Origin of the sequence: Streptococcus periodonticum, from assembly GCF_003963555.1 — a bacterium.
In the GTDB taxonomy this organism is placed as follows: domain Bacteria; phylum Bacillota; class Bacilli; order Lactobacillales; family Streptococcaceae; genus Streptococcus; species Streptococcus anginosus.
Window position 1 is genome coordinate 1,148,905 of record NZ_CP034543.1, and the last position, 20,835, is coordinate 1,169,739.

Sequence of the window (20,835 nt, forward strand, 5' to 3'; positions counted from 1 at the left end):
GTCTATGTAAAGAGCCTGCATGAAGGGTTCCAAACAGACTCTGTTTGCTTATTCAATCCGCAGTACTTGGCCAGGGTAAATCAAATCTGGATTTTCAATTCCATTGATAGCCGCTAAGTGCTGGTAATTCGTGCCGTACATAGCTGCAATAGCGGAAAGCGTATCTCCGTTTTCAACGGTATAGGTTGTAGTACTGGATACTTGAGCACTTCCCGTAACCTGCAAAACTTGCCCCGGATAAATCAAGTCAGGATTGGCAATCCCATTGATAGCCGCTAATTCCTGATAACTTGTTCCATAAAGAGCTGCAATAGCAGATAAGGTATCCCCTTCTTGAACTGTGTAAGTCCCAATCGACGCTGGTGCTGCCGGTGCTGGAACCGCAGGGCGAGGTTCAGGGATTTGGTCAGTATAAACTGAGCGTAAATCCCGATACATATAATTGGAATCTACTCGGCCACTAATACCTCCGACTAGACCATCACTGGTAAACTGCCAAATGTCTGTCGGTACCGCACAAGCATCCACCTGCCACTGGGCCACCCAGTTGGTATAACGACTCAAGTCCCCCATATTTTGGAACCAATACAAGCTAGCATAGACACCCGCCCAGTAGCCTGCTGCTTCGACATGGTCGCAAAACAGCCGACAAATTTCTGTAGAAGTCTCCCAAGAGACACCGCCATTGTTGGCTTTCCAGCCGTCCGCATCCTCCATATCAATGTAGAGCGGCATAGAAGGATGGAACTGTCCTGCAAAGTTCAAAAAGGCATTGACCTCAGCTTGTGCTTCTCCCAAATTTCGAGCATAGCTATAATGGTAAAATCCGTACGGAATGCCAAGCCGTTCACACTCAGAAGCGTTTCGTCGTGCTCGTAAATCTTCCGCAAAACTGCCCCAGGACGAACGAATAATGACAAAGTCAACATTGCTCTTCAACTGATCAAAGTCAATAAAACCATTGTGTTCACTGATATCTACTCCAAATAATGCCATCTTATTTTTCCTCCGATTTTAATTGTTTCAAGGTCTGCTTGAGTTTATCAGGAACCGGCAGACCAATCCGAGCCGCATTTTCAATGATGCTGAGGCCTTCATTAGACAGGTAATAGAAAATAACTGCTGTGCGGATAATACCACCCTGTTTTAAGATATGGGTATCAATAATCTGCCCCATGGTAACCAGCATCAAAATGACAACCTTTTTAAAGAGTCCTCGAAAGCCCACTTCACTGGAGAGTTTCTTTTCAACAACGGCTGCCATCAGCCCACTGATATAATCAATTGTGATAAAGACAATCAATGCAAAAATAAAACCATCCCAATCGCCAAAGACACTTCCAATCAGTCCGCCTACCGTAGTAAACAGGACTTTATTCGAAAAAACTAACTGCTTCATGATGCATTCTCCTTTCTATGCGGTTCACTCCAGTCTGGATTTCCTTTCTCATCAAATTGCATGATATAGAAATTCTTGTGGAATAACTCAGACAGATTCATGGTAGGGACTGTCGCTCCCCACTGGGTCAATGCACCTACCGTTTCAACTTCTATGAATTGCCGACGGCCTCCTTTAATAACCGGACGCTTTTGAACTTCCCGATACATATAAAAATCCTCGCCCTCACTCTTGCAGCGAATGAATTCTCCATTCTCCCGCATATAGGTGAGCGCTGCAGCCAAATCAAAGGGTTCTGTAATTTGGCTGAGGTCAGGCAATAATTCCTTATTCTCCATCCTTTTTACCTCCATCTGTTTCTTCTGGAGCTGTCACTTCATCAAGTGCTGTTTCCAATTCTTCCTTTTCCTTTTGGAGGGCTTGATAGGCCTCCTCTTTCTGAGTCAATTGAATGGCTAAGAGGTTCTTTGACGTTACCTCATCTGCCAGTTTTCTGGTAAGCTCTTCAATGGTTAAACGAAGAGCCTGATTGATTTCTTCTGGTTTCATTTGTTCCCTTTCTTATAAACGTCCCACTAAGCTTCTGGTATCCCACCAAGCTGGATGCCCTTCTCCTTGATTCGCTCGATACTCATAGAGTGCTCCAATGCTATTAGACATACGTTGTAATACCTCGTGAAGTGAGACATAGTTACCGCTTGTATCTAAATAGAGCCAAACATCACCCACATTAATCGTGGAATCTCTCCTATCCTGTTTTCTGCTCGGTCGCAGTTGAAGTTTTCCTGTTGTTGTCATAACCCATCCATCTTTGTTATCATAGGCCGAACTGGCAAAAGACAATTCATCTCCAACCACATCAAGTGAATCTACATTAGTTCCATTCCAAGCACGGATTCCAACAAAACCACCATCATTCGAGCTTTCACTTCCCCACCGGTTCGAGCCAATAACGGTTACACCTGTTCTTCCCTTACCATCGACATTTCCTGTCGCAAACTTAATGAACTGGGTTGGATAACCAGCTAGAACTCGTTTCAATGCAGCTTGGTCTGTATAATACAAAATTTGACCCGCATTGAGACTAATTTCCATAGCTCGGTTAATGGCTGTTAGGATACCACCTGATATCTTGTTCGCAGATAAAGTTACCGACTGCACCTGACTGATGAAGGCCTGCTTTGAGAAAAGCTTCCTCAAGTAAGCTTCGGTCGCAGATAACTTGTTAAACAAGGCATCATCTACTTTCAATTTCTCAGCTGTCACTGCTTCTGCACTTAAGATTGCGGTGGTGACTGATCCCGATTCAAAGTTGGCTGTCTTTAACTTATCCACCATGGCAGACTTAATCACAGCATGGTCAATTAAAGTTTGTCCTGTGATATGAGTGAGTCTACCATGGATATGATTTACTCCATTCGCTAATAGATTCAAACTGTTTAGTACTGCCCCACTTGAAGTCAAATACTGAACCGACCAACTGTTTGCGAGCTGAGTTTGAACAGTAGAAACTTTCTGGGTCAAATCCGTCACCTTGGTCACATAGGAAGAATCTGTCAGGACAATCTGGGCCAAGTTATGTTTGACGCTGTCTTCCTTTGAGCCAATGAGCCGTGAGTACAGATTAACTGTTTCCTGAACCTTTTGAAAGTCACTGCTGCTGGTTTTGCCATTGACTGCCTGCATGATTTCTGAAAAACGTCCCTCCACTGTTTGAGAATAAGAAGCAATCTTTGTTTCTGTGTACTGTCTATCATCCTCTGGAGCTGGACTCGGTGTCGTCGCAATTGTCCCATCTTCCAATTGTGGATCCCGAATATAAAGAACATCACCAACAAGCCAGCCATTTGAATAGCACACCCAGGACCAATATCTCTCAAACTTCACGGTAAAAGGGTGAACAAACCGATGCCATTCAGTTTGAAGTGTCACGGTCGAAACACCACCTGTCTCAAAACCAAACAGAACAACCACCGACCGACTCGCTTTCATATCAGCTGCATAGACCATTTTCTTCCCTTGCCATTCAGATCCCCTTAAATCAAAAATGGGCTTATGAAAGCCACCATTTCCTGCTTTGGTACAAGTAGCTTTGAGATAGTAGCCACTTTTGGCATTCGTATCCGGTACCCTTTCAAACTTCCATTCTGATACATTAGACGAGAGGGGTAACCGACCATCAAAATCATAATGACGGATGTAGTTTCGTCCCCCCACCTGCAGACTTTCAAAGCGACGATTCAAGCCTCTCACATCTTCGGAATAAATAGATTTTGCGACATAGTCCTTAGCCACCTGCTCTCGAACAGCGCTAGCTTGGTTAGCTGTTTCTGTCCGTACATACTGCTCAAACCGTTCTCTCCGCTCTCCATCTCTTGAAACATACCCCTGAACCTGTTGGAGAGTTGTTTCAAGGCCAGATAGTGTTTGCCTGACTTCTGTCTTACTGACAAAAGTGCCCATTCTCTGAAGAGTTTCTGTTTGAAAAACTTTCAATTCTGCTATTGTTCGATTCGTCACTTCTTGGACTTTGTTCAGAGCTTGCTGAGTAGCTCCTGCCTTCCCTAAGGCTTCTTCTGACTTTTGGGAAATCGCTTGAAGCGTGGATTCTGTCGTTTTCGTAAAAGCAGTAAATGAACTCTGAATCTGTTCACGAGTCTGAGCTGCAATTTCCTCTGCCTTTGCTTTTGCCTTTTCAATGCCATCTAATACCATACTCTCTTGCTTCTCAAAAGCAGCTTCAAAGGCCCGATTGGCATTTTCTAAGGCTCGTTCAATCATCAACTCTTGACTGCCTTGAGCAAGATTTAAAATGGAATGTGCTGCAGCAGTTATATTTGAAGAGCTACCACGGCTACTTACTTTTGCAGTATCATCAAAGGTTAATGCGATATATTCTTTAGTCAGCGCATCATATTCATAAGCCACAGCCTGCTTTAACAAATCCACATAATGCTTTCTGCTCTTTAGAGTAACCCAGTCACCCAAATGAACCGTTTGACCATCTAACTCATAGGCTTCTATCACAATGGCATCCTGCTCTCGGTCAATCTTATCATGATAAAATTTACTCTCACCCCATTTTCGCAATTCTTCAAGGGTTTTAAGATTGTTATTCGTGAATTCTTTTTCGTTGATATAGGGATAAGCATCAAGTAAAGGACTATCAACCGTCACGGTTAACGTCTTTTCTTCTTTAGCCCCTTCTGGTTTAAAGGTCGAATGTACATGGATACGGGTCACAACATTTTGTGAGCTTCTATTCCGTTTGTAGGATTTCAGATTCTGATGAGTCGTAACAATGACTCCACGATTCTCTCCTCTGTGCTCTTGAATGGAGAATGAGAAATTATCTCGAATGAGCTCTCCTTCCCAAGTTCCGACAATAGAATGAGCACCATCTAACAGGACGTTATAAAGCGTAGTTGTCTCAGCCGTGTTAAAATCCCTGTGTTTGGTAATATCACTTGTGAAAGAAAAAGGCTCAAGACTTGTCTTAGCTGCCTGGACCATGCTAGACAAGGCCGTCATACAACCTACTTGAGAATTTCCAATTGGCTTAATGGAATGCTGCATGACATCATCCGTAATGTGGTAACACAGAACCTCCATGTGGTCATCCATTTCAACTGGTTTCTTAATACGAAAAAGCTGTTCTCCTAATTCAGGGACAGGAGCCTTAATGAGTTTATCTACTTTCAATAGCCGATAAAGATGGCTGTCCGTGATGGGATACTTGAGGGTTAAGGTAAAATCTCCATTCAACGTTTCCTTTACCCTAGCAGATACCGCTTCATAAAGAGGGATACCGTTCCATTTAACGGTTTGTACTTCCTTATCTAATAAATAAAGCATTAAGCCCACCCCCAGACAATCTCAAAACGAATGGACTGAATCCCAGTACCCAATACGATTCCCACTGTTTTATCTTTTGAAGGGTCAATCGTCAAAAAGTCACCAGACCACTTGATTCGCTTTCCCGATAAGGTTCTAAAACTTGGTTTTTCAGGGTTGTTATCCATCACCAGTGTTTCACCAGCCTCTATCTTCTCCAAATGAATAACTTGATTACCTATCGTAAAACTGGTTTCAGTTGAGTTGTTTCCCACTATTGTCAATTTTGGAAAAGCCAAAGCCGAACCCTTCGTTCGCAAAGTACCATTTTGAGTGAATGACTGACTATCTGTATCTTTAAAGAACTTTGTGGGATGGCATTGGAATGTAGCTTCCATTTCATAAACTCCATGCTTGTCCTTTATCATTTTTGAAACAAGGACTTTATAGCACCAAAGTCGGACTGTCTTCAACTGCTCACTCTCCAGCCAAAACTGTTCTTTAGAAAAGATTGTCAAAAACTGAAAGAGTTCTTCTTCACTTGCTTTGACTACATAAATCTTAAATGCCAACTCCATCACATTGCGATGCTTGTTGGTTTCCATGACAGCACCACTGATTCCTCTATGCTCAAGGAGCTGTGTTTTACTGCTTTTCATGACAATCGGTGGACTATTTTCTACAATCACCTTAAAGGGGAAAGAGGAAGTATGCACCCCATCAATGACTAATTCATTGTATCGAATCATGTTCCCAATCCTTTCAGTTGTTTTTGCCTAGCAAGTTCATCTGCCAATCTTCCTGCCACATGTTCTGATAAGCGTTCTAAATCCGCTTCTTCTCTAATCACAACATCTGAAATTGTAATGATAATCTGAGGTAGAGCATCCAAGGTAGAAGCAATTCCTCGACCAATCTGACTCAATGTTTCTCTGTTCAAAGGAAGAACCGCTTCTCTTCCTGACTCTCCTCCCGCTAATAGGTTCATACCATTTACGCCAAATATGGTTGGCTTGGTTAAAATCCCACCTTTGGCATACCATTCAATCCCAATCCGTGGAATATCCCCCTTTAACCAATCAAGCGGATTAGCGGATCCACTGACACTAAAGTGTGGTAACGGAATATGCGGCCAAGAGATATGGAAATTAAAGAGATTCTTTATGGCATTGATGGCAGAGGAGACGGCATTTTTAGCCCCATCAATTGCTCCAGAAATGGCATTTTTGATTCCATCCCAAATATTTCGAACAGTTGAGAAGATGTTGTTTAGGACATTTGATATGGTCTGCAAGATACCATTCCAGATATTGGATAGTGTGCTTGCAATCCCCTGAACAATCCCTGTAACCGTGGATTGAATGGCATTCCAAATGGATGAAAATAAAGAAGAAAGGGCTGATAGAATATTTGAAACACTATCTTTGATGCCGTTCCAGCTATTCACTATAAATTGCCAGATGGCATTAAGAATGGTGCCAATGATGGACTGAATCCCTTCCCATACGGTAGATACAATTTGCTTAATGGTTTCCCAGGCACCAGACCAATCCCCAGTAATTATCTGCATGACCAATGTGATAATGCTAAGAATAACATTTAGGACTGTTTCTATTATCGTCTTGATAATATCCCAAACGGCTGTTAGATACGGCCCAATTAAATCCATAATGGTGGTGATTACCGTCGAAATGGCATTCCAGACTGTTGTTGCAGAATCTTGAATCAACTGCTGATTTTCCTGCCACCAAGAAACCAAGGTTCCCCAAATTTCCATCACAAAGTCTATAACTTGCTGAACGATGGAAGAAATAGCCGAATAGATAGCATTCCAAGCATCTGTAACAGCTGCTCTGAAAGCTTCATTATGTTCCCACAGTTCCTTAATGCCAATGACCAATAAAGCAACAGCTGCTATCACCGCAAGAACAATCCCTACAATCGGAGCAGCCGCAGCTAAAATTCCTCCAATCGTCGTCCCAAGAGCTAAAGCTGCAGCTTGTAAGGCCACAATAATGGGTAAGAGAATACCCGCAACAGTCACCAGTCCACCCACAACCAGAATGAACTCCCGCACAGGTTCCGGAAGATTCACGAACCATTCCGCAACACTTTTTAAAAGCGGAACAAGTTGTTGAAGAAACGGAGCTAGGGTTTCTGCAATCACTCCTCCAACTTCGGCCATAGCCTCTTTAGCCGCATTTTGAGCTAAGGTGAACTGATCGATAGGGTCAAGTGTTGCTTCATAGGTAGAAGCGACCACCCCTTTCGCTTTTTCTGCGGTTCCGGCTAAATCGTCAAAAGATAGAGCTCCACGCTTAATGGCATCGACCATCCGTGGAGCAGCTTTAGTACCAAAGATACTGGATGCAAGCGTTAAGGCTTCCGTTTCACTAGTGCTGTTTCGGATTTGTTCGACCGTTTCTCTTAAGCCTTCACTCAGTGTCTTGCCCTTAGCCGCATAGTTGACTGCTGCTTTGGAGAGGGAAGAAAGAGCAGCCGAAGAATCGACCCCACTTTTTTCAAACTGCCCCATAAGAGCCACACCCTCATCAAATGAAAGTCCTAAAGCCTTAATTTGTGGAGCACCTTGGATGGCTTTGGTCATCAAATCCTGAACGCTGACACCAGTCGCCTGTGCCGTATAAGTGACGGTATCTAAGACCCGATTTAAATCACTCGTCTCAAGTCCATATGCTTCAATGGCTTGTTTTGCGGAAATGGCTGATTCCGTCACGTCCGAACCATTGATTTCCGCATACTTAATCAAAGTCGCAGAAGCGTCCTTTAAGGCATAACCAGTCAACCCAAACTGGGTATTAAGCTCCCCAACAGCACTGCCCACTGTTTGAAAGTCCGTTGGAATTTCAGTCGCAAGACCTTTTGCAATATCCGTCATCTCATCCAGCGCTTTTCCACTGGCACCGGTTTTGGTGACGATGATATCCATCCCTTCGTCCACTTCCCGAAAAGCTTCCAGTGTTGCTTTTCCGAAGTCAATCAGCTTCTGACTGATTTCGCTCAGTTTTTCACTGAAGTTGACTAGAATCTCAGACCTTAGTAGATTGTTAGTTTCCGCTAAGCTGTGGTTGGCATTATCACTTGCCCCACTCATGCTGCCCATCTCATTTTGCAAATGATGATAAGCCGTCTTGGTTTCATTGAGAGATTTCTCTAGCTTATTGGCTTCAACTGAGTTCTCACCGTATTCAGCCTTGGTCAACTCTAACTGCCGTTCTAAATTGGCAATCTGTTTCTCGACAATCTCTGACTGAGCCGCAACCTTTTTCTGAGCAAGGGCCAGTTTTTCAGATTCACTGGCATTACGACCTAGCTGACTTTCTTGCAACTTAAAGGAGGAATCAACTTTCTCACTCTCTGAAGCTAGTTGATTTTGTTCAGCTCCTAAAGCAGCTAGTTTACTTTTGTTGCTGGTGACACTGGAGCCATTTTGTTCCAAAGCTCGGTTGACACCCTCTAGCTTATTCTCATAGCTTTTGAGAGTGTTCTGAGTGATTTCGACCTCTCTTTGAAAAGCCCGATACTGATCAGATCCGATTTTCCCGCTTTGAAACCGAGCTTCTACCTGAGATTGGGCTTGACGTAGTGTCTCTAGCTTCTCTTTGGTTGTTTGAACTTGCTTAGCTAAAACCTCTTGTTTCTGAGTTAAGAGAGTGACATTGCCTGTGTCAAATTTTAGTGCCTTATCAATTTGTTTCAGCTCTCGGCTTGCTTCTAAGGCTTCGTGATTCACCCCTTTTAGAGCTTTTTGTAAGGGCTGGGTATCGCCTCCAATTTCAATTGTGATTCCTTTAATGGTTCCAGCCATACCCTACCTCCTTACCGCTACATCAAAAGTTATCAAAGTCTGTCTGAGTGGCTTTCCTGCTTCGACTTTCTTCTTTAGTACGCACTTCCACATAGTCTGTCTGATAATCCAGCGCCATGCCAATCGTTATCTCCTTTAAATCAGAAATTGATAGCCCTGTCTCTTTACAACAGTGAAGATAGGATTCTACCGTGAAGATTTCGCTGCTCGCTTCTTCCGACGCATTGACTTTTTTCTTGTTGTCATCCCTTGATTTAACAATTTCATCAGAACCGGTCCTACTGTTTGAAGCGGAAATTCTTCTAGGCCCATAAAGAACTCTTCAAAAGGTTCAATAGATGGGTTAGCTGATTTGGCAAAAACCCAAAAGAGCCGGTGGAAAAACGTCATATCAAAATCCGCTAACATGCTCATATCCACATCCGATGCAGATAAAGTTTCGCCTTCTTCTAGCTGTTCAGCTTTTTTTAGAATCGACTCCGCCTGCAACATTTGAAACAGGTCCTGGAAATAATCTTTCCCAAATTCTTTTTTATAGGCAATCGGTGTGTAAGCATTAGTAGCTAGTTCAATTTTCTTACCTGATAACTGAATCATTTTTCGCATGATTAACCTCCCGGTTTTACAGTTGGCTCATAGACTTTTGTAAACCAAGTCTTTTTGACATCTTCTGGGGTATCCTCTGTGGTCCTGCGACGGACGATTTTATCCAGCGGCCTAGGACTGGCTTTGAATTTCAATTCTACTTCGTTGATGTCTGAACCACTCTTTGTTTTAGAAGCAACGGTTGGCCTGCTTGCATAACAATAATAGAGCACATGGAGCGTTTCTTTCTTATCCCCTTCAAAGCGAAACATTAAAGCAAAGTTTTTCTTTTCGCTGCTTGCAATTTCTGAGATGACTTTACTCTGGGCATCGATAGTTTCTCCCAACACTCGGGTCAAAAATTCCTGTGTCAAAAGAGCCAGTTTCAGAGTTCCTTCATAGCCATCATTTGATTCTGTCGTATAAAAATTGATGTTGTCTGCTTTATATGAACCAGAATCCCCTTGTGGCTCCAAGGTCAGCTCTGCGGCACCCCTAAGTCGCTCCACTGTTCCGTAGGTCAGCGACCCATCATCTCCTTCTTTGGTCACTTCTGCCCAATGGACATCCTGCAAACCAAAGGTGACTTTATTTTTCTCCATCGGATTTTTCCTTTCTATTGACTTAAATGATAAATAACCTGATACAGCTTTTCTGTATCCAGATAGGTTTCTTCCTTGTCAAAAAAGAGAGAATGACTGTCGAGTGCCGCTTCTATTTTCTCTTCTAAACCAAGGTCTTTTTTCTCGGTATAAAGCTCCAGTCTGACTTGACTTCCTTTGTGATAAGCCAGATTATCTGCTCCATAATTCTGAGAAGCAGGAAACCAGTACACCAAAAAGGGAGGAGCTGGACTATGCCCCTCCTCAAAATGGTGGTAAGCACAGGACAAACCTAGACTGCTTAAAAATGGAAACCACTCATCTTTTTTCATAACTTCTCCTTCAAGCGCTCTTCAAATTGGCGAATCATCTTTTCTTCAACAGGAGCAATATGCCGAATTCCTTCAACCCTGCCACCACCTCGTTTGGCATGACCATTTTCAAGGAGGTGTGTCAGTCCTGGTGTTCGATTATGAATCGTTTTTATCAGTGCTAAATTGGTTTCTTTCGTCGCAGTAGAGGTCCAGCCTCGAGCATATTTCCCCCGCTTTTTAGGAGAACCTTGCTTTAACTCATTGACGGCTTCCTTCGTGCTGTCTTCCACCACTGCTTTCACTGTTTCAGTAGACCTTTCCACATAATCCTCTAACTCCTTTTGAACAGCCCGAGCTAGGTCAGACGGGTTAAGTGTTGCCATATTGCACCTCCTCTGTCGCATCTATTAGAATCATCTTTTGAGGATAAGTCAACGAATCAATGGCCTTGATATTATAAAACTTCTCCTCATAACGAAGACGAGTAATCTTGCTATCCAATTCTTGAATAGCAGGGTCGTAACGCAGCGTAAAGCGTAACTGATGAATATTCTTGACCATTACTGAGCCAATCCCTTCTGTTTCAAGAAGCACCTTACAGGAACACCACTTGGAAAACAATGGCTGCCACTGACTGCTTTCATTGCCAATAGCATCTTGCACAATGACTCGTTTTTCAAAGAAAACTCGTTTGCTTAATGGGGCTATTTTCATCAGAACACATCCCTTCTGTGAGCAGAAAGAAGAGCCTTGAGGAGTTCTACCAGGCTTTCCTGCCCTCCTTCTTCCCGATGCTCATAAAGGTATGCTGTCCCAAACAAAACAATCGTCTGAAAGAAGTCAACTTCTTTCTCCTCCGTCACTTCTTCCAGATTCTTGCGTAGGATACTGGAACACAGCTCTTCACTTGCAGAAATCATGACTTGAATCAAGTGGTCATCCTCTGAGTGTTCAACCCTTAGATAGTTCTTTGCTTCCTCCAAACTAATCTTCATGAGAAGCCTCATTTCATGGTCAAAACTTTAACCGCTTCATTCAGAATTAACTTACCATCCACACGCTGACTAGCAAGGAAGCCAACTTGACCACTTTCTGCATAAAGCTCATTCAGACGCTTAAAGGAACGTCCTTGACGGTCCGCAATCCAGTAGTAAGAAAAGTCACCGAAAGCCAAAATTTTCTTACCTGTATCAATCGTTGGTACAAAGCTAGAGGTGAAATAAGGACGATTCAGAATCATATCTGGTACACCAGCTTGAACAGATGGCTGCCAGATATAGTTACCATTATTGTCCTTGAGTTTCCGTAAGGCTTTGACAGTCGAATCGTTCAAAATCCATACTGCATTTTTCCGATAAAGTGATTTAAGCGAGTGATACAAATCCATGACATCGTCAAAGGTAATCGTCGCACCACCACTAGTCGCCCCTTCAGTGACCGTTTGAAAAATTCCAGTTGGCTTACCTGTTCCATCACCAATCAGAAAAGCTTCTTCTTCCTTCACACCAATACGACGAGCAAATTCATTAGCCATATAGCTTTCCAAATCAAAGACGGAATCATAGAGCAGCTCATCAGAAATCTTAATGGCTGTTCCAACCTTATGGGAACCAAGCGTTACTTGACTAAAGGTATCTTCTGATTCCTTGAACTTGGAGTTCTCATCCATCCAAGTGGCTTCACCGTTCCCTGACACAACTGGAATCTTCCGCTCCCCGCTTGAAGTCTGAATGACCGTTGCAAGACTCCGCATGAAGTTTTCTTCTTGAAGAGCCTGAATTAGGCGTTTCTCATATTCATCTGGAACCAAGTAACCGCCACGTGAGTCGTCTCCAATACTGAGGGTATTTTCGATATCATAGAAGTTTTTCTTGCGGATATTGTTCCAAAAAGCTGTGTTATAGGCTTTAGAGGAACGTCCGCCTTTTGGATTTCCTCCGCCCACGGTTGGATTGGCAACAATCGCTTGACTAACCGGACTGGCCAATTCCTTGTCTAGTGCTTCCTGCCGTTCCAAGCGTTCAATCTCTTTACCAAGACGAACGACTTCATCTTCCATTTCTTCATAACGAGCCGTATCTTCTGCAGAAACCAGACCCTTATCATCCCGACAGGTATCTAGGAAGTTTTTTGCTTTCTCCCATACTTGTGCTCGTTTTTCCCGCAATTGTAAAATTTTACTCATGGTTATTCCTTTCTTATTTCAAGAGTGACAATCGTTTCTCTAACTGAGAAACTGGTATTTTGAGCTGAGTTTTTTTATCAGCCAATTTTAAAAGCAACTGGTTGGTCACCGCTGCTTGACTAAACATCATACTTTGAACCGTTCCCTCTTCATGTGGAGCAGGTTCATACAAAATAGAATCCGCAAACCCAAGTTCAAGAGCCTTCTTAGCATTAAACCAAGACTCAGCATCCATCAAGTGGGATAGCTGTACCCGAGATAAACTAGTCTTAATTTCATAGGCATTGAGTATGGACTCTTTGACTTCCGATAACATAGCAATGGCCTTCTCCATTTCTTTAGAATCGCCAATTGCGACCGTCATCGGATTATGAATCATCATCATAGCTACTGGACTCATATTGACGGTGGTTCCCGCCATAGCAATGACACTGGCTGCCGAAGCTGCAATGCCATCAATATTGACGGTCACATCGTCTTTATAATCCATTAACATGTTGTAAATTTGAGCTGCTGCAAAGACATCCCCACCTGGTGAATTAATCCATAAGGTTAATGGACCACTGCCACTCATAAGTTCATTCTTAAAGATTTGCGGAGTCACATCATCATCCACCCAGGATTCACTGGCGATTGTGCCATTTAGATGCAGTACGCGCCCCATTGCATCCTCGCTGAAATTCCAAAATTTATTCATGACTCTCTCCTTCTTGATTTGTTTTCATAAATCCTCCTGCATCCTTTAACTTGGTCATATTTCCATTAATGAGATAAAGGTCACCACCTTCTTCTGCCGGTATAGGGTTAAGTTCTTCTAGCTTCCTGATGTCATTGGTTGATAGCCAACCGTTTTGTCGACCAATCGCATAGCCATTCATCCGACTTTGGTAATCTCCACGAAGCAAGCCGTCCACATTAAATTTAATGAAATGGGTCTTCTTCTCTTCCGGCAGCAGCAAACTTTTCTTAAGAGCCTGTTCAAACCGAACCACCCAGGGATCCAAGGTATACTTAACAAACTCAAGGGATTGTTGCTCAATATTCGAAAAACTGGACTTCTCTAAATCTCCTACCATGTGCGGTGGTATCCGAAAGAGACGCGCAATCTCATTGATTTGAAATTTACGGGTTTCCAAGAACTGGGCTTCTTCAGGTGGTATCCCAATTTGCTTATAGCTCATCCCTTCTTCCAGGACAGCTACCTTATGAGCATTTCGTGTCCCCTGATAGACCGCATTCCAGGAATCTCGGACCTTAGCAGGGTCTTTTAAGATACCTGGGTGTTCGAGAACTCCACCAGGGTTAGCACCGTTGCCAAAGAAACTAGCGCCATATTCTTCACAAGCAAGCGTCATCCCCACCGCATTCTTCGCCAGAGCAATCGGAGAATAACCAATCAGACCACCAAACCCTAAGCCTGGAATATGAAGCACTTCTTCTTGCGATAAAACAATGCTTCCCTTCTCCTGAAAATTAGGATTATCTTCCTCATAGCGATTGTAAACATAAAAGAGCTTACCCTTCTCACTTCGATGAACGCTCATCTGATCCGGTAGCAAAGGATACAGCCCAATCACCTGACCTGAACGATCACGAAGAATCTGAGCGTAAGCATTTCCCCAAATCAAAAGATGGCTCATCAATGTTTCTCGAAAGACAAAAGAAGTCATATCAGGATTTGGCTCATCATGCAAAAGCGTATAAAGAACATGTTCCGTGTCCTTTGCTTTTCCTCCATCGGTGTATCGATACACATGAAGAGGCAAAGAAGCAATGGTCTCTGACAGAATCCTTACGCAGGCATAGACTGCTGTCGTTTGTAATGCGGTCCGTTCATTGACCGTTTTCCCACTCGTGGTTCTACCAAAGAGTAGCGAAAAGTCATTTCCTTCATACTTATTTTTGGGCTCTCCCCTCTGTCGTTTTAGTCCTAATCGTTCCAATATTCCCATAGTCATCTCCTTTTCTAGGCATGAAAAAAAGCACCTCGCTTGAGATGCTTCATAGTAACTATTCTAATAAAATCAAAAATATATGAGACTTTAAATTAGCTAAGGTCAAATTCTTTTCTTGCCTCTTTTAGAGATGTAACTTTGCCTTGAATAATTTCCTGGTGCCCAACTAAAATTTCTTTCTTCAAATCTTCAAAAGCAATTTGATACTGTTGGCATAAATCTGAATTTCCTTGGAGATTATTTACTTGTGATTCAGCCATCTTTTCAACCTCACATAAATTTAACTTGTATATAGAGTACCATAAAAGATAAAGACTCTTCAACTAAAAGGATAGGATTCCTCTCTCATCATAAATACTGCCGTTATCCTTTTGATGTCGAATGCATCTGTCTAGGGCCATAATGGCTGCTACAATTCCGTCAATCTTCTCTACAGACTTTTCCTTATCCGGTTTGATATTTCCAGCAGGGTCTTGCCTCATAACGACATTTTGGGCCATCCATTTCAGAACCGGATGACCTCCATGCTGGATTTTCCCTTCCATCATGAGTTTGTAGAACTCTTTAGAAGGTGGGCTCATGTCCTTATAGCCCTGACCAAATGGAACCATTGTTAAACCCATGCCCTCCAGGCTCTGAACCATCTGTGTCGCATTCCAGCGGTCATAAGCAATTTCTCTGATGTGGTAGATAGTGGAGAGTTCTTCAATGAACCGTTCAATAAATCCATAATGAACGACATTCCCTTCTGTGGTAAGAAGAAACCCCTGCTTCTCCCAGACATCATACAGCACATGGTCTCGTCTGGACCTAAGAACCAGCGTATCTTCAGGTAACCAAAAGAAAGGAAGAACCTGATAGTTTTCAGCTTCATATCTAGGTGGAAATATCAGTACAAGAGCCGTTATATCTGAGGTGGAAGATAAATCTAAGCCTGCATAGCAATCTCTGCCTTTTAAACTTTCTACATCAATCGGCTGACTCCCTTTGTAATAGACATGTTCCGGAATCCAAGTCACCGCTGAATTGGTCCAGATATTGAGTCGTAGCTGCTTGAATACATTTTCTTCTGCAGGGTTATCTAAGGCATTCAGATAAGCTTCCCGAACCCGGTCAATTCCAATTGTATGGCCGAGTGAAGGATTGGCTTTTAGCCAGTTTTCTTCATCATTCCAATCCTCTTCTTCTGATAGGCCATAGACAACTGGGTAAAAGCTACTGTCTTTCTTCCGTCCTTTTAGAATTTCTAAGGCCTTGGTATGCAGTTCATAACAAATGGAGTTCTTGTCATTTCCTGCTGTCGTAATAATAAAAAAGAGCGGCTGCTCTCTGGCATCTCCACTTCCTTTGGTTAAGACATCATACAGATGACGATTGGGCTGGGCATGGATTTCATCAAAGACCAGACCTGATACATTGAGTCCATGCTTAGTGCCAGTTTCTGCCGATAGCACTTGATAGAAGCCAGCATTAGAATAATTGATGATGCGTTTAGTGGCCCCCATGACTTTGGAGCGTTTCTCCAAAGCCCTACTCATCAAAACCATTTGTTTGGCCACATCAAAAACGATGGAAGCTTGATTTCGATCACAGGCCGCCCCATACACTTCGGCACTGGCTTCTCCGTCTGCGTATAAAAGATAAAGAGCTATCGCAGCAGCTAGTTCAGACTTCCCATTCTTTTTGGGAATCTCTACATAGGCCGTCAGAAACTGTCGATTCCCATCTTCCTTTACGATGCCAAAAAGGTCACGTACAATTTGTTCCTGCCATGGTAACAGTAAGAATTTCTGTCCCGCCCATCGTCCTTTGGTGTGGCAGAGATTCTGAATGAAGGTTACTGCCCGGTCTGCCTTTTTCTCATCATAACGAGAAGTTGGAAGCATGAAGGGAGAAGGAATATAGTGATACGTCATAAACGCCCTCCTAGTAAATCTTCCATTTCATCTCCTGAACCCACTTCGGAATCCATCGAAGCCAGCCGTGTTCTGGCAGATGGCGTTAAGCCAAACTGTTCACAGAACTTGAGCATGATTTTAAGATTGGTCTGAGAAATAGAAACTTGTGGCACTTGTTGGAGATAGCCATTTGGAGTTTTAATGATAGAGCCGTGTTTTGAAAGAAACTCTTCTGCTTCCTTCCAGCGGGCATAAGCTTGGCAGTAACCCGCAAAAGCGGTCATATCCATATCGGTTAAAAGTCCCAAACCTTCCAGGATTTTTCCCATACGCTTCCATTCTTTTTTGGCATCTTCTTCAAGCCAGGAAGGGCATCTAGGAGCTTTCTTCTTAGGCTGAATTTCATTTTTTGGAAGTGGGCGCTTGCCTGGATTCCCTTCTAAAATTTTCAAACTAGTTGGTTTGGGCTTTCTGCCCCTTTGTGCCATGCCCTCACCTCCTTCAGTCCACAAGAAAAAGCCCGGAGGCTTTATTTCTTATGAATCGATTTTCTCGACCTCATCAATACCATGTAAGACATGGAGTTGCCGTCCATTGTCCCATCGGACAATCAAGGAACCAATATCGTCCACATCTTCCACCGTTCCCAACATACCAACTGGCACTGGATTCGGGTCTTCCATTTTTAAGAGTCGAACCTTCGTTCCAGCAGGATAACGCCTTTTCAGTAAGTCTACAATCTTTTCATTCATCTTTATTTTCCTTCCCTCGTCTAAGTGAAAGAAGCATCTTCCCAGATACGATTGGTGTCTTCGACAATCAGCTGCAATTCCATATCAGCCATTTTTCCACTCATATCGGCTTCTTGAATGAAGGTTAGTAAGTTATGAACCTGAGTAGCATCTTCCTGTTCTACACTGTCCAACTCTCGTTCTTGAGCCAAGGTTATAAATCTTTTGGATAAGAGGGCTAAACGATTGCGAGCTTGTTCCAACATTAGATTAGCTTCTGCATTTGAATAAAGTATCATATGTTTCTCCTTTGAGATTCAATTTGGTCAATGGTATAATACCTCTAGTCTGCATACTTATCCAGCTATAAGAGGTTATTATTCAATTTATTTTTGAGATTTTGGTTTGAATTCTTCAAGCAGTTCCGTCATTACTTTGTACAAATACTCCAGCTCTAGATAACCAAATTGTCTAGTCTTACGAGCACGCTCTATAGCGTTCCTCAATTCCTCTACCTCAGGAGAATTTAGTGGTAAATCGACCATTTTTTCAGACAGTTCCTTGAGGTGTTGGTGTGCTTCTGCTTCCGTCACTTTTTTATATTTCGCTTTTTTCTTTCTCATACTCACTGACTGCTTCTTCAAAAGATAAGGTCCTGCCTTCACGGATTAGTTTCACATCCGTGTTTTCTCTTGCTTCCATGTAGCGTTTGACAATAACATCCACAAACTTCTCATCCAGTTCAATGCCATAACAAATTCGACCTGTCTGATCAGCCGCAATCAGGGTAGAGCCACTGCCTAAAAATGGGTCTAGAACAAGAGTCCCTCGCATAGAAGAATTTTGAATCGGATAAGCCATGAGCTGAACAGGTTTCATAGTTGGATGCTCCTTACTGGATTTTGGACGGTCATATTCCCAAATGGTCGTCTGCTTTCTGTCAGAAAACCATTGGTGCTTCCCTTTTTGTTTCCAACCATAAAGAACTGGCTCATGTTGCCACTGGTAAGGGCTTCTACCTAATACCAGAGCATTCTTTTTCCAAACGCAACAACCGCTCAGATAAAAGCCAGCATCCTTAAAGGCCCTTCTGAAATTCAGTCCTTCTGTATCCGCATGGAAAACATAGATAGAAGCATCATCCTCCATGGACTGTTCTACATTGACAAACATGTTAAAAAGGAACTGATAAAAATCCGCATCGGACATATCATCATTTTTGATTTTTCCCGCTGTTTCTTCCACATTAACATTGTAAGGAGGGTCAGTTACGATAAGGTTGGCCTTCTTATCTCCCAGGAGAAGCTGATAAGTTTCTGGCTTTGTAGAATCACCACAAATCACTCGGTGTTTCCCAAGATGCCAGATATCTCCTTGTTTCGAGATAGTCGGTTTTGTCAGCTCTCCATCTACATCAAAGTCATCTTCTTTCACTTCCTTGTTGTGAACCTTAGAAAATAGCTGATCGATTTCTGGTGCTTCAAAACCGGTTAGGTCTAAATTGAAATCCGCATCTTGCAAGTCCACCACCAGGTCTGCGAGAAGTTCTTCATTCCACGCGCCTGTGATTTTATTTAAAGCAACATTCAGGGCCTTTACCTTATTCTCATCCTCAATTCGAACCTGAACACATTGAACTTCTTTATAGCCCAAGTCAGATAAGACAGTCAGTCGTTGGTGGCCTCCAATTACAGTGCCATCGAAATTAACAATAATCGGGTCAACATAACCAAACTCCACAATGGATTTCTTGATTTTTTCGTATTCCTTATCACCCTTCTTGAGTTTCTTTCGTGGGTTATAAGCCGCTGGTTTTAAAGAGTCAATGGATAAAGAGACCCATGTCATATCTTGTGTGACTTTCATACTACCTCCTTAGTAAAAACGAGATTGAATATAGCAGGCATGGCTACAAAATTTCCGCTTCGCATTGCCGTATGATAAAAAAGACTTACCGCAATGTTGGCAAGCCAATTCATAGTAAGCTGTATTTTGTTTCTGGTGTAATTCTGGATGGTCCTGCCACCAGTATCTCCGACAAGCATCTGAACAAAACTTCTTAGGTCGACCAGTTCCTTTGGGGATAAAGGTTTCTTTACAGTGAAGGCAACAAGGAAGACCACTGGCTTGGTCTTTCATCATCTTCGTGACGGCATTTCGATAGCCCAATAGTTCCGGATTTCGTTTGCAGTAATTGCGAACAGAATCCCTAGACAAACCGACTATCTTTCCAATCGATTGGTATCCCAAGCCTTCAGAACGTAATTTTCTAATCTGTTTTCTCTGAAAATCGTCCATTTCTGCCTCCTTTCTTTACTGAAATCTCTAACCTTTTAAATCATAAAACGAAAGAAAAACAAGCCATAACTTCCTGTTACAGCTTGTTTTTCAGTTATTTATTTCTTCAAAAAATATACCCCTTTTACATTTTGCGAAAATGCACGTTTGAGGGGGCGTCGGTCTTTTACAAACAAGGGTTTAGAGATTTTATCCCCCCTTACCCCAAAATTTTTTTAAGAATAAACATTGATTTGGTAACGACACTATAAAAGTATCATCACTTGAGGAATCTCTTTTTAAAATAGTCCCTCTTTGTAAAAGCACTTCATATTCAGTTCTTCCCGATAAAGTTCCATAATTTATTTGGGATATATCGATCCTCTTCACATCTTTTTCTACATATAGTTTAATAACAACTTTATCCTCTTGGTCTGCTTTGTCCTTGGCCCAACGTTCCATCTTTGAAGTACTTAAATATCCTCGCTCTTTAAAAGATGAAGAGGACATTAGCTTTTTATAAAACTCTTTATCGATGACTCTGTATAAAACTTTATATTCCTCTTGTGGGGCTTCATTGATTATTTCATCTAAACATTTTATTGAATTTATCGTTTGACATAGGATATTCTTATCGCCATTTTTTATATTATTAGTTCGAAGATATTCATTGATCCTGTCATGTCTACTACCGCAATATCTTTCAAGCGCTTCAAAATATTTCTCATTATTATTGCTCGTTGAAATTCTATACGGAGAAATTTCATCTTTTTTATTATTGACAAAATTAATATAGTTCATAGAAAATTAAACTCCTTATATTTTATTTCATGCTTTTCTACTAGTATATAATAATTCTATCAAAACCGATAGGTATATTCCACATACCGGTCAATCGTCTTGGTCTTCCTATCATGACAAGATTTACAAAGAGCTTGCCAGTTAGATTGATTCCAAAAAAGTTCTTGATCACCTCGGTGGGGGGTGATATGGTCAACCACTGTTGCCTTGGTCAGTCGACCTTCTCTTTGACAGTAAACACAGAGAGGATTGAGCTTTAAGTAACGAATCCGCGCCTTGTTCCACCGTGCATTGTAACCTTTAGCTTTGGTAGGTTTGGCATCAAGGATGTTGTTTATTTTATGGTCATCACAATACCTATTACCATAAGTCACAAGGTTAGGGCAACCATTCTGCTTGCAGGGAGTACTTGGTCTACGTGGCAT

At 42.3% G+C, this 20,835-nt stretch carries 25 protein-coding genes and 1 pseudogene; all 26 read right to left on the reverse strand.

All coding sequences use genetic code 11. From position 1 onward, the window contains the following. Positions 1 to 48 precede the first annotated feature (48 nt). The gene (locus EHW89_RS05600; RefSeq protein WP_126467182.1) at positions 49 to 996 is read right to left on the reverse strand and encodes a LysM peptidoglycan-binding domain-containing protein; all 948 of its coding nucleotides are present in this window, start codon (positions 994 to 996) and stop codon (positions 49 to 51) included. A gap of 1 nt (position 997) precedes the next feature. Further along, positions 998 to 1,399, reverse strand: coding sequence for a phage holin family protein (locus EHW89_RS05605; protein WP_126467184.1), 402 nt, complete (start codon positions 1,397 to 1,399; stop codon positions 998 to 1,000). Continuing rightward, on the reverse strand, positions 1,396 to 1,737 hold the full coding sequence (locus tag EHW89_RS05610) for a hypothetical protein (protein ID WP_126467186.1): 342 nt from the start codon (positions 1,735 to 1,737) through the stop codon (positions 1,396 to 1,398). Before EHW89_RS05610 ends, EHW89_RS05605 begins: the two co-directional genes overlap by 4 nt. Beyond that, positions 1,727 to 1,948 carry a hypothetical protein gene (locus EHW89_RS05615; protein ID WP_037596754.1) on the reverse strand — a complete coding sequence of 74 codons (222 nt, stop codon included), beginning with the start codon at positions 1,946 to 1,948 and terminating at the stop codon, positions 1,727 to 1,729. The genes EHW89_RS05610 and EHW89_RS05615 overlap by 11 nt, the downstream gene beginning before the upstream one ends. Before the next feature lie 12 nt (positions 1,949 to 1,960). Beyond that, positions 1,961 to 5,254 (reverse strand): phage tail spike protein, encoded by a 3,294-nt coding sequence (locus EHW89_RS05620; protein ID WP_126467188.1) that lies wholly within the window; start codon positions 5,252 to 5,254, stop codon positions 1,961 to 1,963. Further along, complete coding sequence (locus tag EHW89_RS05625; protein WP_126467190.1) at positions 5,254 to 5,982, reverse strand: phage tail protein; 729 nt, start codon at positions 5,980 to 5,982, stop codon at positions 5,254 to 5,256. The genes EHW89_RS05620 and EHW89_RS05625 overlap by 1 nt, the downstream gene beginning before the upstream one ends. After that, positions 5,979 to 9,062, reverse strand: coding sequence for a phage tail tape measure protein (locus tag EHW89_RS05630; RefSeq protein ID WP_126467192.1), 3,084 nt, complete (start codon positions 9,060 to 9,062; stop codon positions 5,979 to 5,981). Before EHW89_RS05630 ends, EHW89_RS05625 begins: the two co-directional genes overlap by 4 nt. Positions 9,063 to 9,248: 186 nt before the next feature. Further along, positions 9,249 to 9,668 carry a hypothetical protein gene (locus tag EHW89_RS05635; protein ID WP_126467194.1) on the reverse strand — a complete coding sequence of 140 codons (420 nt, stop codon included), beginning with the start codon at positions 9,666 to 9,668 and terminating at the stop codon, positions 9,249 to 9,251. Between the two features lie 2 nt (positions 9,669 to 9,670). Continuing rightward, positions 9,671 to 10,249 (reverse strand): major tail protein, encoded by a 579-nt coding sequence (locus tag EHW89_RS05640; RefSeq protein ID WP_037596740.1) that lies wholly within the window; start codon positions 10,247 to 10,249, stop codon positions 9,671 to 9,673. A 14-nt stretch (positions 10,250 to 10,263) separates the two neighbouring features. Beyond that, positions 10,264 to 10,581 carry a hypothetical protein gene (locus EHW89_RS05645; protein ID WP_037596739.1) on the reverse strand — a complete coding sequence of 106 codons (318 nt, stop codon included), beginning with the start codon at positions 10,579 to 10,581 and terminating at the stop codon, positions 10,264 to 10,266. Beyond that, entirely contained in the window at positions 10,578 to 10,946 is a 369-nt protein-coding gene (locus tag EHW89_RS05650; protein ID WP_126467196.1) for an HK97 gp10 family phage protein, read from the reverse strand. Before EHW89_RS05650 ends, EHW89_RS05645 begins: the two co-directional genes overlap by 4 nt. After that, complete coding sequence (locus tag EHW89_RS05655; RefSeq protein WP_126467198.1) at positions 10,933 to 11,277, reverse strand: head-tail adaptor protein; 345 nt, start codon at positions 11,275 to 11,277, stop codon at positions 10,933 to 10,935. The genes EHW89_RS05650 and EHW89_RS05655 overlap by 14 nt, the downstream gene beginning before the upstream one ends. Beyond that, entirely contained in the window at positions 11,277 to 11,558 is a 282-nt protein-coding gene (locus tag EHW89_RS05660) for a head-tail connector protein (RefSeq protein WP_193552977.1), read from the reverse strand. The genes EHW89_RS05655 and EHW89_RS05660 overlap by 1 nt, the downstream gene beginning before the upstream one ends. 8 nt (positions 11,559 to 11,566) lie before the next feature. Beyond that, on the reverse strand, positions 11,567 to 12,748 hold the full coding sequence (locus EHW89_RS05665; protein WP_126467202.1) for a phage major capsid protein: 1,182 nt from the start codon (positions 12,746 to 12,748) through the stop codon (positions 11,567 to 11,569). 13 nt (positions 12,749 to 12,761) lie between these two features. Next, a complete protein-coding gene (locus EHW89_RS05670; protein ID WP_126467204.1) occupies positions 12,762 to 13,445 on the reverse strand; it encodes a head maturation protease, ClpP-related in 684 nt (227 codons plus the stop codon). Further along, on the reverse strand, positions 13,438 to 14,700 hold the full coding sequence (locus tag EHW89_RS05675) for a phage portal protein (protein ID WP_126467206.1): 1,263 nt from the start codon (positions 14,698 to 14,700) through the stop codon (positions 13,438 to 13,440). Before EHW89_RS05675 ends, EHW89_RS05670 begins: the two co-directional genes overlap by 8 nt. Positions 14,701 to 14,795: 95 nt before the next feature. Beyond that, positions 14,796 to 14,927: pseudogene (locus tag EHW89_RS09415) on the reverse strand (antitoxin); the annotation flags it as partial. A 99-nt stretch (positions 14,928 to 15,026) separates the two neighbouring features. After that, positions 15,027 to 16,619 carry a terminase large subunit gene (locus tag EHW89_RS05680; protein WP_126467208.1) on the reverse strand — a complete coding sequence of 531 codons (1,593 nt, stop codon included), beginning with the start codon at positions 16,617 to 16,619 and terminating at the stop codon, positions 15,027 to 15,029. Continuing rightward, complete coding sequence (locus EHW89_RS05685; protein WP_126467210.1) at positions 16,616 to 17,089, reverse strand: phage terminase small subunit P27 family; 474 nt, start codon at positions 17,087 to 17,089, stop codon at positions 16,616 to 16,618. Before EHW89_RS05685 ends, EHW89_RS05680 begins: the two co-directional genes overlap by 4 nt. Before the next feature lie 48 nt (positions 17,090 to 17,137). Then, a complete protein-coding gene (locus EHW89_RS05690; protein WP_126467212.1) occupies positions 17,138 to 17,353 on the reverse strand; it encodes a DUF4314 domain-containing protein in 216 nt (71 codons plus the stop codon). A 20-nt stretch (positions 17,354 to 17,373) separates the two neighbouring features. Beyond that, complete coding sequence (locus EHW89_RS05695; RefSeq protein WP_226997560.1) at positions 17,374 to 17,631, reverse strand: hypothetical protein; 258 nt, start codon at positions 17,629 to 17,631, stop codon at positions 17,374 to 17,376. An 87-nt stretch (positions 17,632 to 17,718) separates the two neighbouring features. Continuing rightward, positions 17,719 to 17,955 (reverse strand): XRE family transcriptional regulator, encoded by a 237-nt coding sequence (locus EHW89_RS05700; protein ID WP_126467214.1) that lies wholly within the window; start codon positions 17,953 to 17,955, stop codon positions 17,719 to 17,721. Continuing rightward, positions 17,930 to 19,198 (reverse strand): site-specific DNA-methyltransferase, encoded by a 1,269-nt coding sequence (locus EHW89_RS05705; RefSeq protein ID WP_126467216.1) that lies wholly within the window; start codon positions 19,196 to 19,198, stop codon positions 17,930 to 17,932. Before EHW89_RS05705 ends, EHW89_RS05700 begins: the two co-directional genes overlap by 26 nt. Before the next feature lie 9 nt (positions 19,199 to 19,207). Beyond that, positions 19,208 to 19,630, reverse strand: coding sequence for a helix-turn-helix domain-containing protein (locus tag EHW89_RS05710; RefSeq protein WP_000340864.1), 423 nt, complete (start codon positions 19,628 to 19,630; stop codon positions 19,208 to 19,210). A 189-nt stretch (positions 19,631 to 19,819) separates the two neighbouring features. After that, a complete protein-coding gene (locus EHW89_RS05715) occupies positions 19,820 to 20,410 on the reverse strand; it encodes an ADP-ribosyltransferase (protein ID WP_126467218.1) in 591 nt (196 codons plus the stop codon). Between the two features lie 59 nt (positions 20,411 to 20,469). Continuing rightward, complete coding sequence (locus EHW89_RS05720; RefSeq protein ID WP_126467220.1) at positions 20,470 to 20,835, reverse strand: HNH endonuclease; 366 nt, start codon at positions 20,833 to 20,835, stop codon at positions 20,470 to 20,472.

What these genes read in the sequence shown, in the direction of transcription:
- EHW89_RS05665 (WP_126467202.1), bottom strand. Translation starts at nt 12,748, where the DNA reads ATGAGTAAAATTTTACAATTGCGGGAAAAACGAGCACAAGTATGGGAG.
- EHW89_RS05635 (WP_126467194.1), bottom strand. Translation starts at nt 9,668, where the DNA reads ATGCGAAAAATGATTCAGTTATCAGGTAAGAAAATTGAACTAGCTACT.
- EHW89_RS05700 (WP_126467214.1), bottom strand. Translation starts at nt 17,955, where the DNA reads ATGAGAAAGAAAAAAGCGAAATATAAAAAAGTGACGGAAGCAGAAGCA.
- EHW89_RS05670 (WP_126467204.1), bottom strand. Translation starts at nt 13,445, where the DNA reads ATGAATAAATTTTGGAATTTCAGCGAGGATGCAATGGGGCGCGTACTG.
- EHW89_RS05625 (WP_126467190.1), bottom strand. Translation starts at nt 5,982, where the DNA reads ATGATTCGATACAATGAATTAGTCATTGATGGGGTGCATACTTCCTCT.
- EHW89_RS05615 (WP_037596754.1), bottom strand. Translation starts at nt 1,948, where the DNA reads ATGAAACCAGAAGAAATCAATCAGGCTCTTCGTTTAACCATTGAAGAG.
- EHW89_RS05645 (WP_037596739.1), bottom strand. Translation starts at nt 10,581, where the DNA reads ATGAAAAAAGATGAGTGGTTTCCATTTTTAAGCAGTCTAGGTTTGTCC.
- EHW89_RS05605 (WP_126467184.1), bottom strand. Translation starts at nt 1,399, where the DNA reads ATGAAGCAGTTAGTTTTTTCGAATAAAGTCCTGTTTACTACGGTAGGC.
- EHW89_RS05630 (WP_126467192.1), bottom strand. Translation starts at nt 9,062, where the DNA reads ATGGCTGGAACCATTAAAGGAATCACAATTGAAATTGGAGGCGATACC.
- EHW89_RS05600 (WP_126467182.1), bottom strand. Translation starts at nt 996, where the DNA reads ATGGCATTATTTGGAGTAGATATCAGTGAACACAATGGTTTTATTGAC.
- EHW89_RS05720 (WP_126467220.1), bottom strand. Translation starts at nt 20,835, where the DNA reads ATGCCACGTAGACCAAGTACTCCCTGCAAGCAGAATGGTTGCCCTAAC.
- EHW89_RS05710 (WP_000340864.1), bottom strand. Translation starts at nt 19,630, where the DNA reads ATGGACGATTTTCAGAGAAAACAGATTAGAAAATTACGTTCTGAAGGC.
- EHW89_RS05610 (WP_126467186.1), bottom strand. Translation starts at nt 1,737, where the DNA reads ATGGAGAATAAGGAATTATTGCCTGACCTCAGCCAAATTACAGAACCC.
- EHW89_RS05715 (WP_126467218.1), bottom strand. Translation starts at nt 20,410, where the DNA reads ATGAACTATATTAATTTTGTCAATAATAAAAAAGATGAAATTTCTCCG.
- EHW89_RS05685 (WP_126467210.1), bottom strand. Translation starts at nt 17,089, where the DNA reads ATGGCACAAAGGGGCAGAAAGCCCAAACCAACTAGTTTGAAAATTTTA.
- EHW89_RS05705 (WP_126467216.1), bottom strand. Translation starts at nt 19,198, where the DNA reads ATGAAAGTCACACAAGATATGACATGGGTCTCTTTATCCATTGACTCT.
- EHW89_RS05695 (WP_226997560.1), bottom strand. Translation starts at nt 17,631, where the DNA reads ATGATACTTTATTCAAATGCAGAAGCTAATCTAATGTTGGAACAAGCT.
- EHW89_RS05660 (WP_193552977.1), bottom strand. Translation starts at nt 11,558, where the DNA reads ATGAAGATTAGTTTGGAGGAAGCAAAGAACTATCTAAGGGTTGAACAC.
- EHW89_RS05620 (WP_126467188.1), bottom strand. Translation starts at nt 5,254, where the DNA reads ATGCTTTATTTATTAGATAAGGAAGTACAAACCGTTAAATGGAACGGT.
- EHW89_RS05690 (WP_126467212.1), bottom strand. Translation starts at nt 17,353, where the DNA reads ATGAATGAAAAGATTGTAGACTTACTGAAAAGGCGTTATCCTGCTGGA.
- EHW89_RS05675 (WP_126467206.1), bottom strand. Translation starts at nt 14,700, where the DNA reads ATGGGAATATTGGAACGATTAGGACTAAAACGACAGAGGGGAGAGCCC.
- EHW89_RS05655 (WP_126467198.1), bottom strand. Translation starts at nt 11,277, where the DNA reads ATGAAAATAGCCCCATTAAGCAAACGAGTTTTCTTTGAAAAACGAGTC.
- EHW89_RS05640 (WP_037596740.1), bottom strand. Translation starts at nt 10,249, where the DNA reads ATGGAGAAAAATAAAGTCACCTTTGGTTTGCAGGATGTCCATTGGGCA.
- EHW89_RS05650 (WP_126467196.1), bottom strand. Translation starts at nt 10,946, where the DNA reads ATGGCAACACTTAACCCGTCTGACCTAGCTCGGGCTGTTCAAAAGGAG.
- EHW89_RS05680 (WP_126467208.1), bottom strand. Translation starts at nt 16,619, where the DNA reads ATGACGTATCACTATATTCCTTCTCCCTTCATGCTTCCAACTTCTCGT.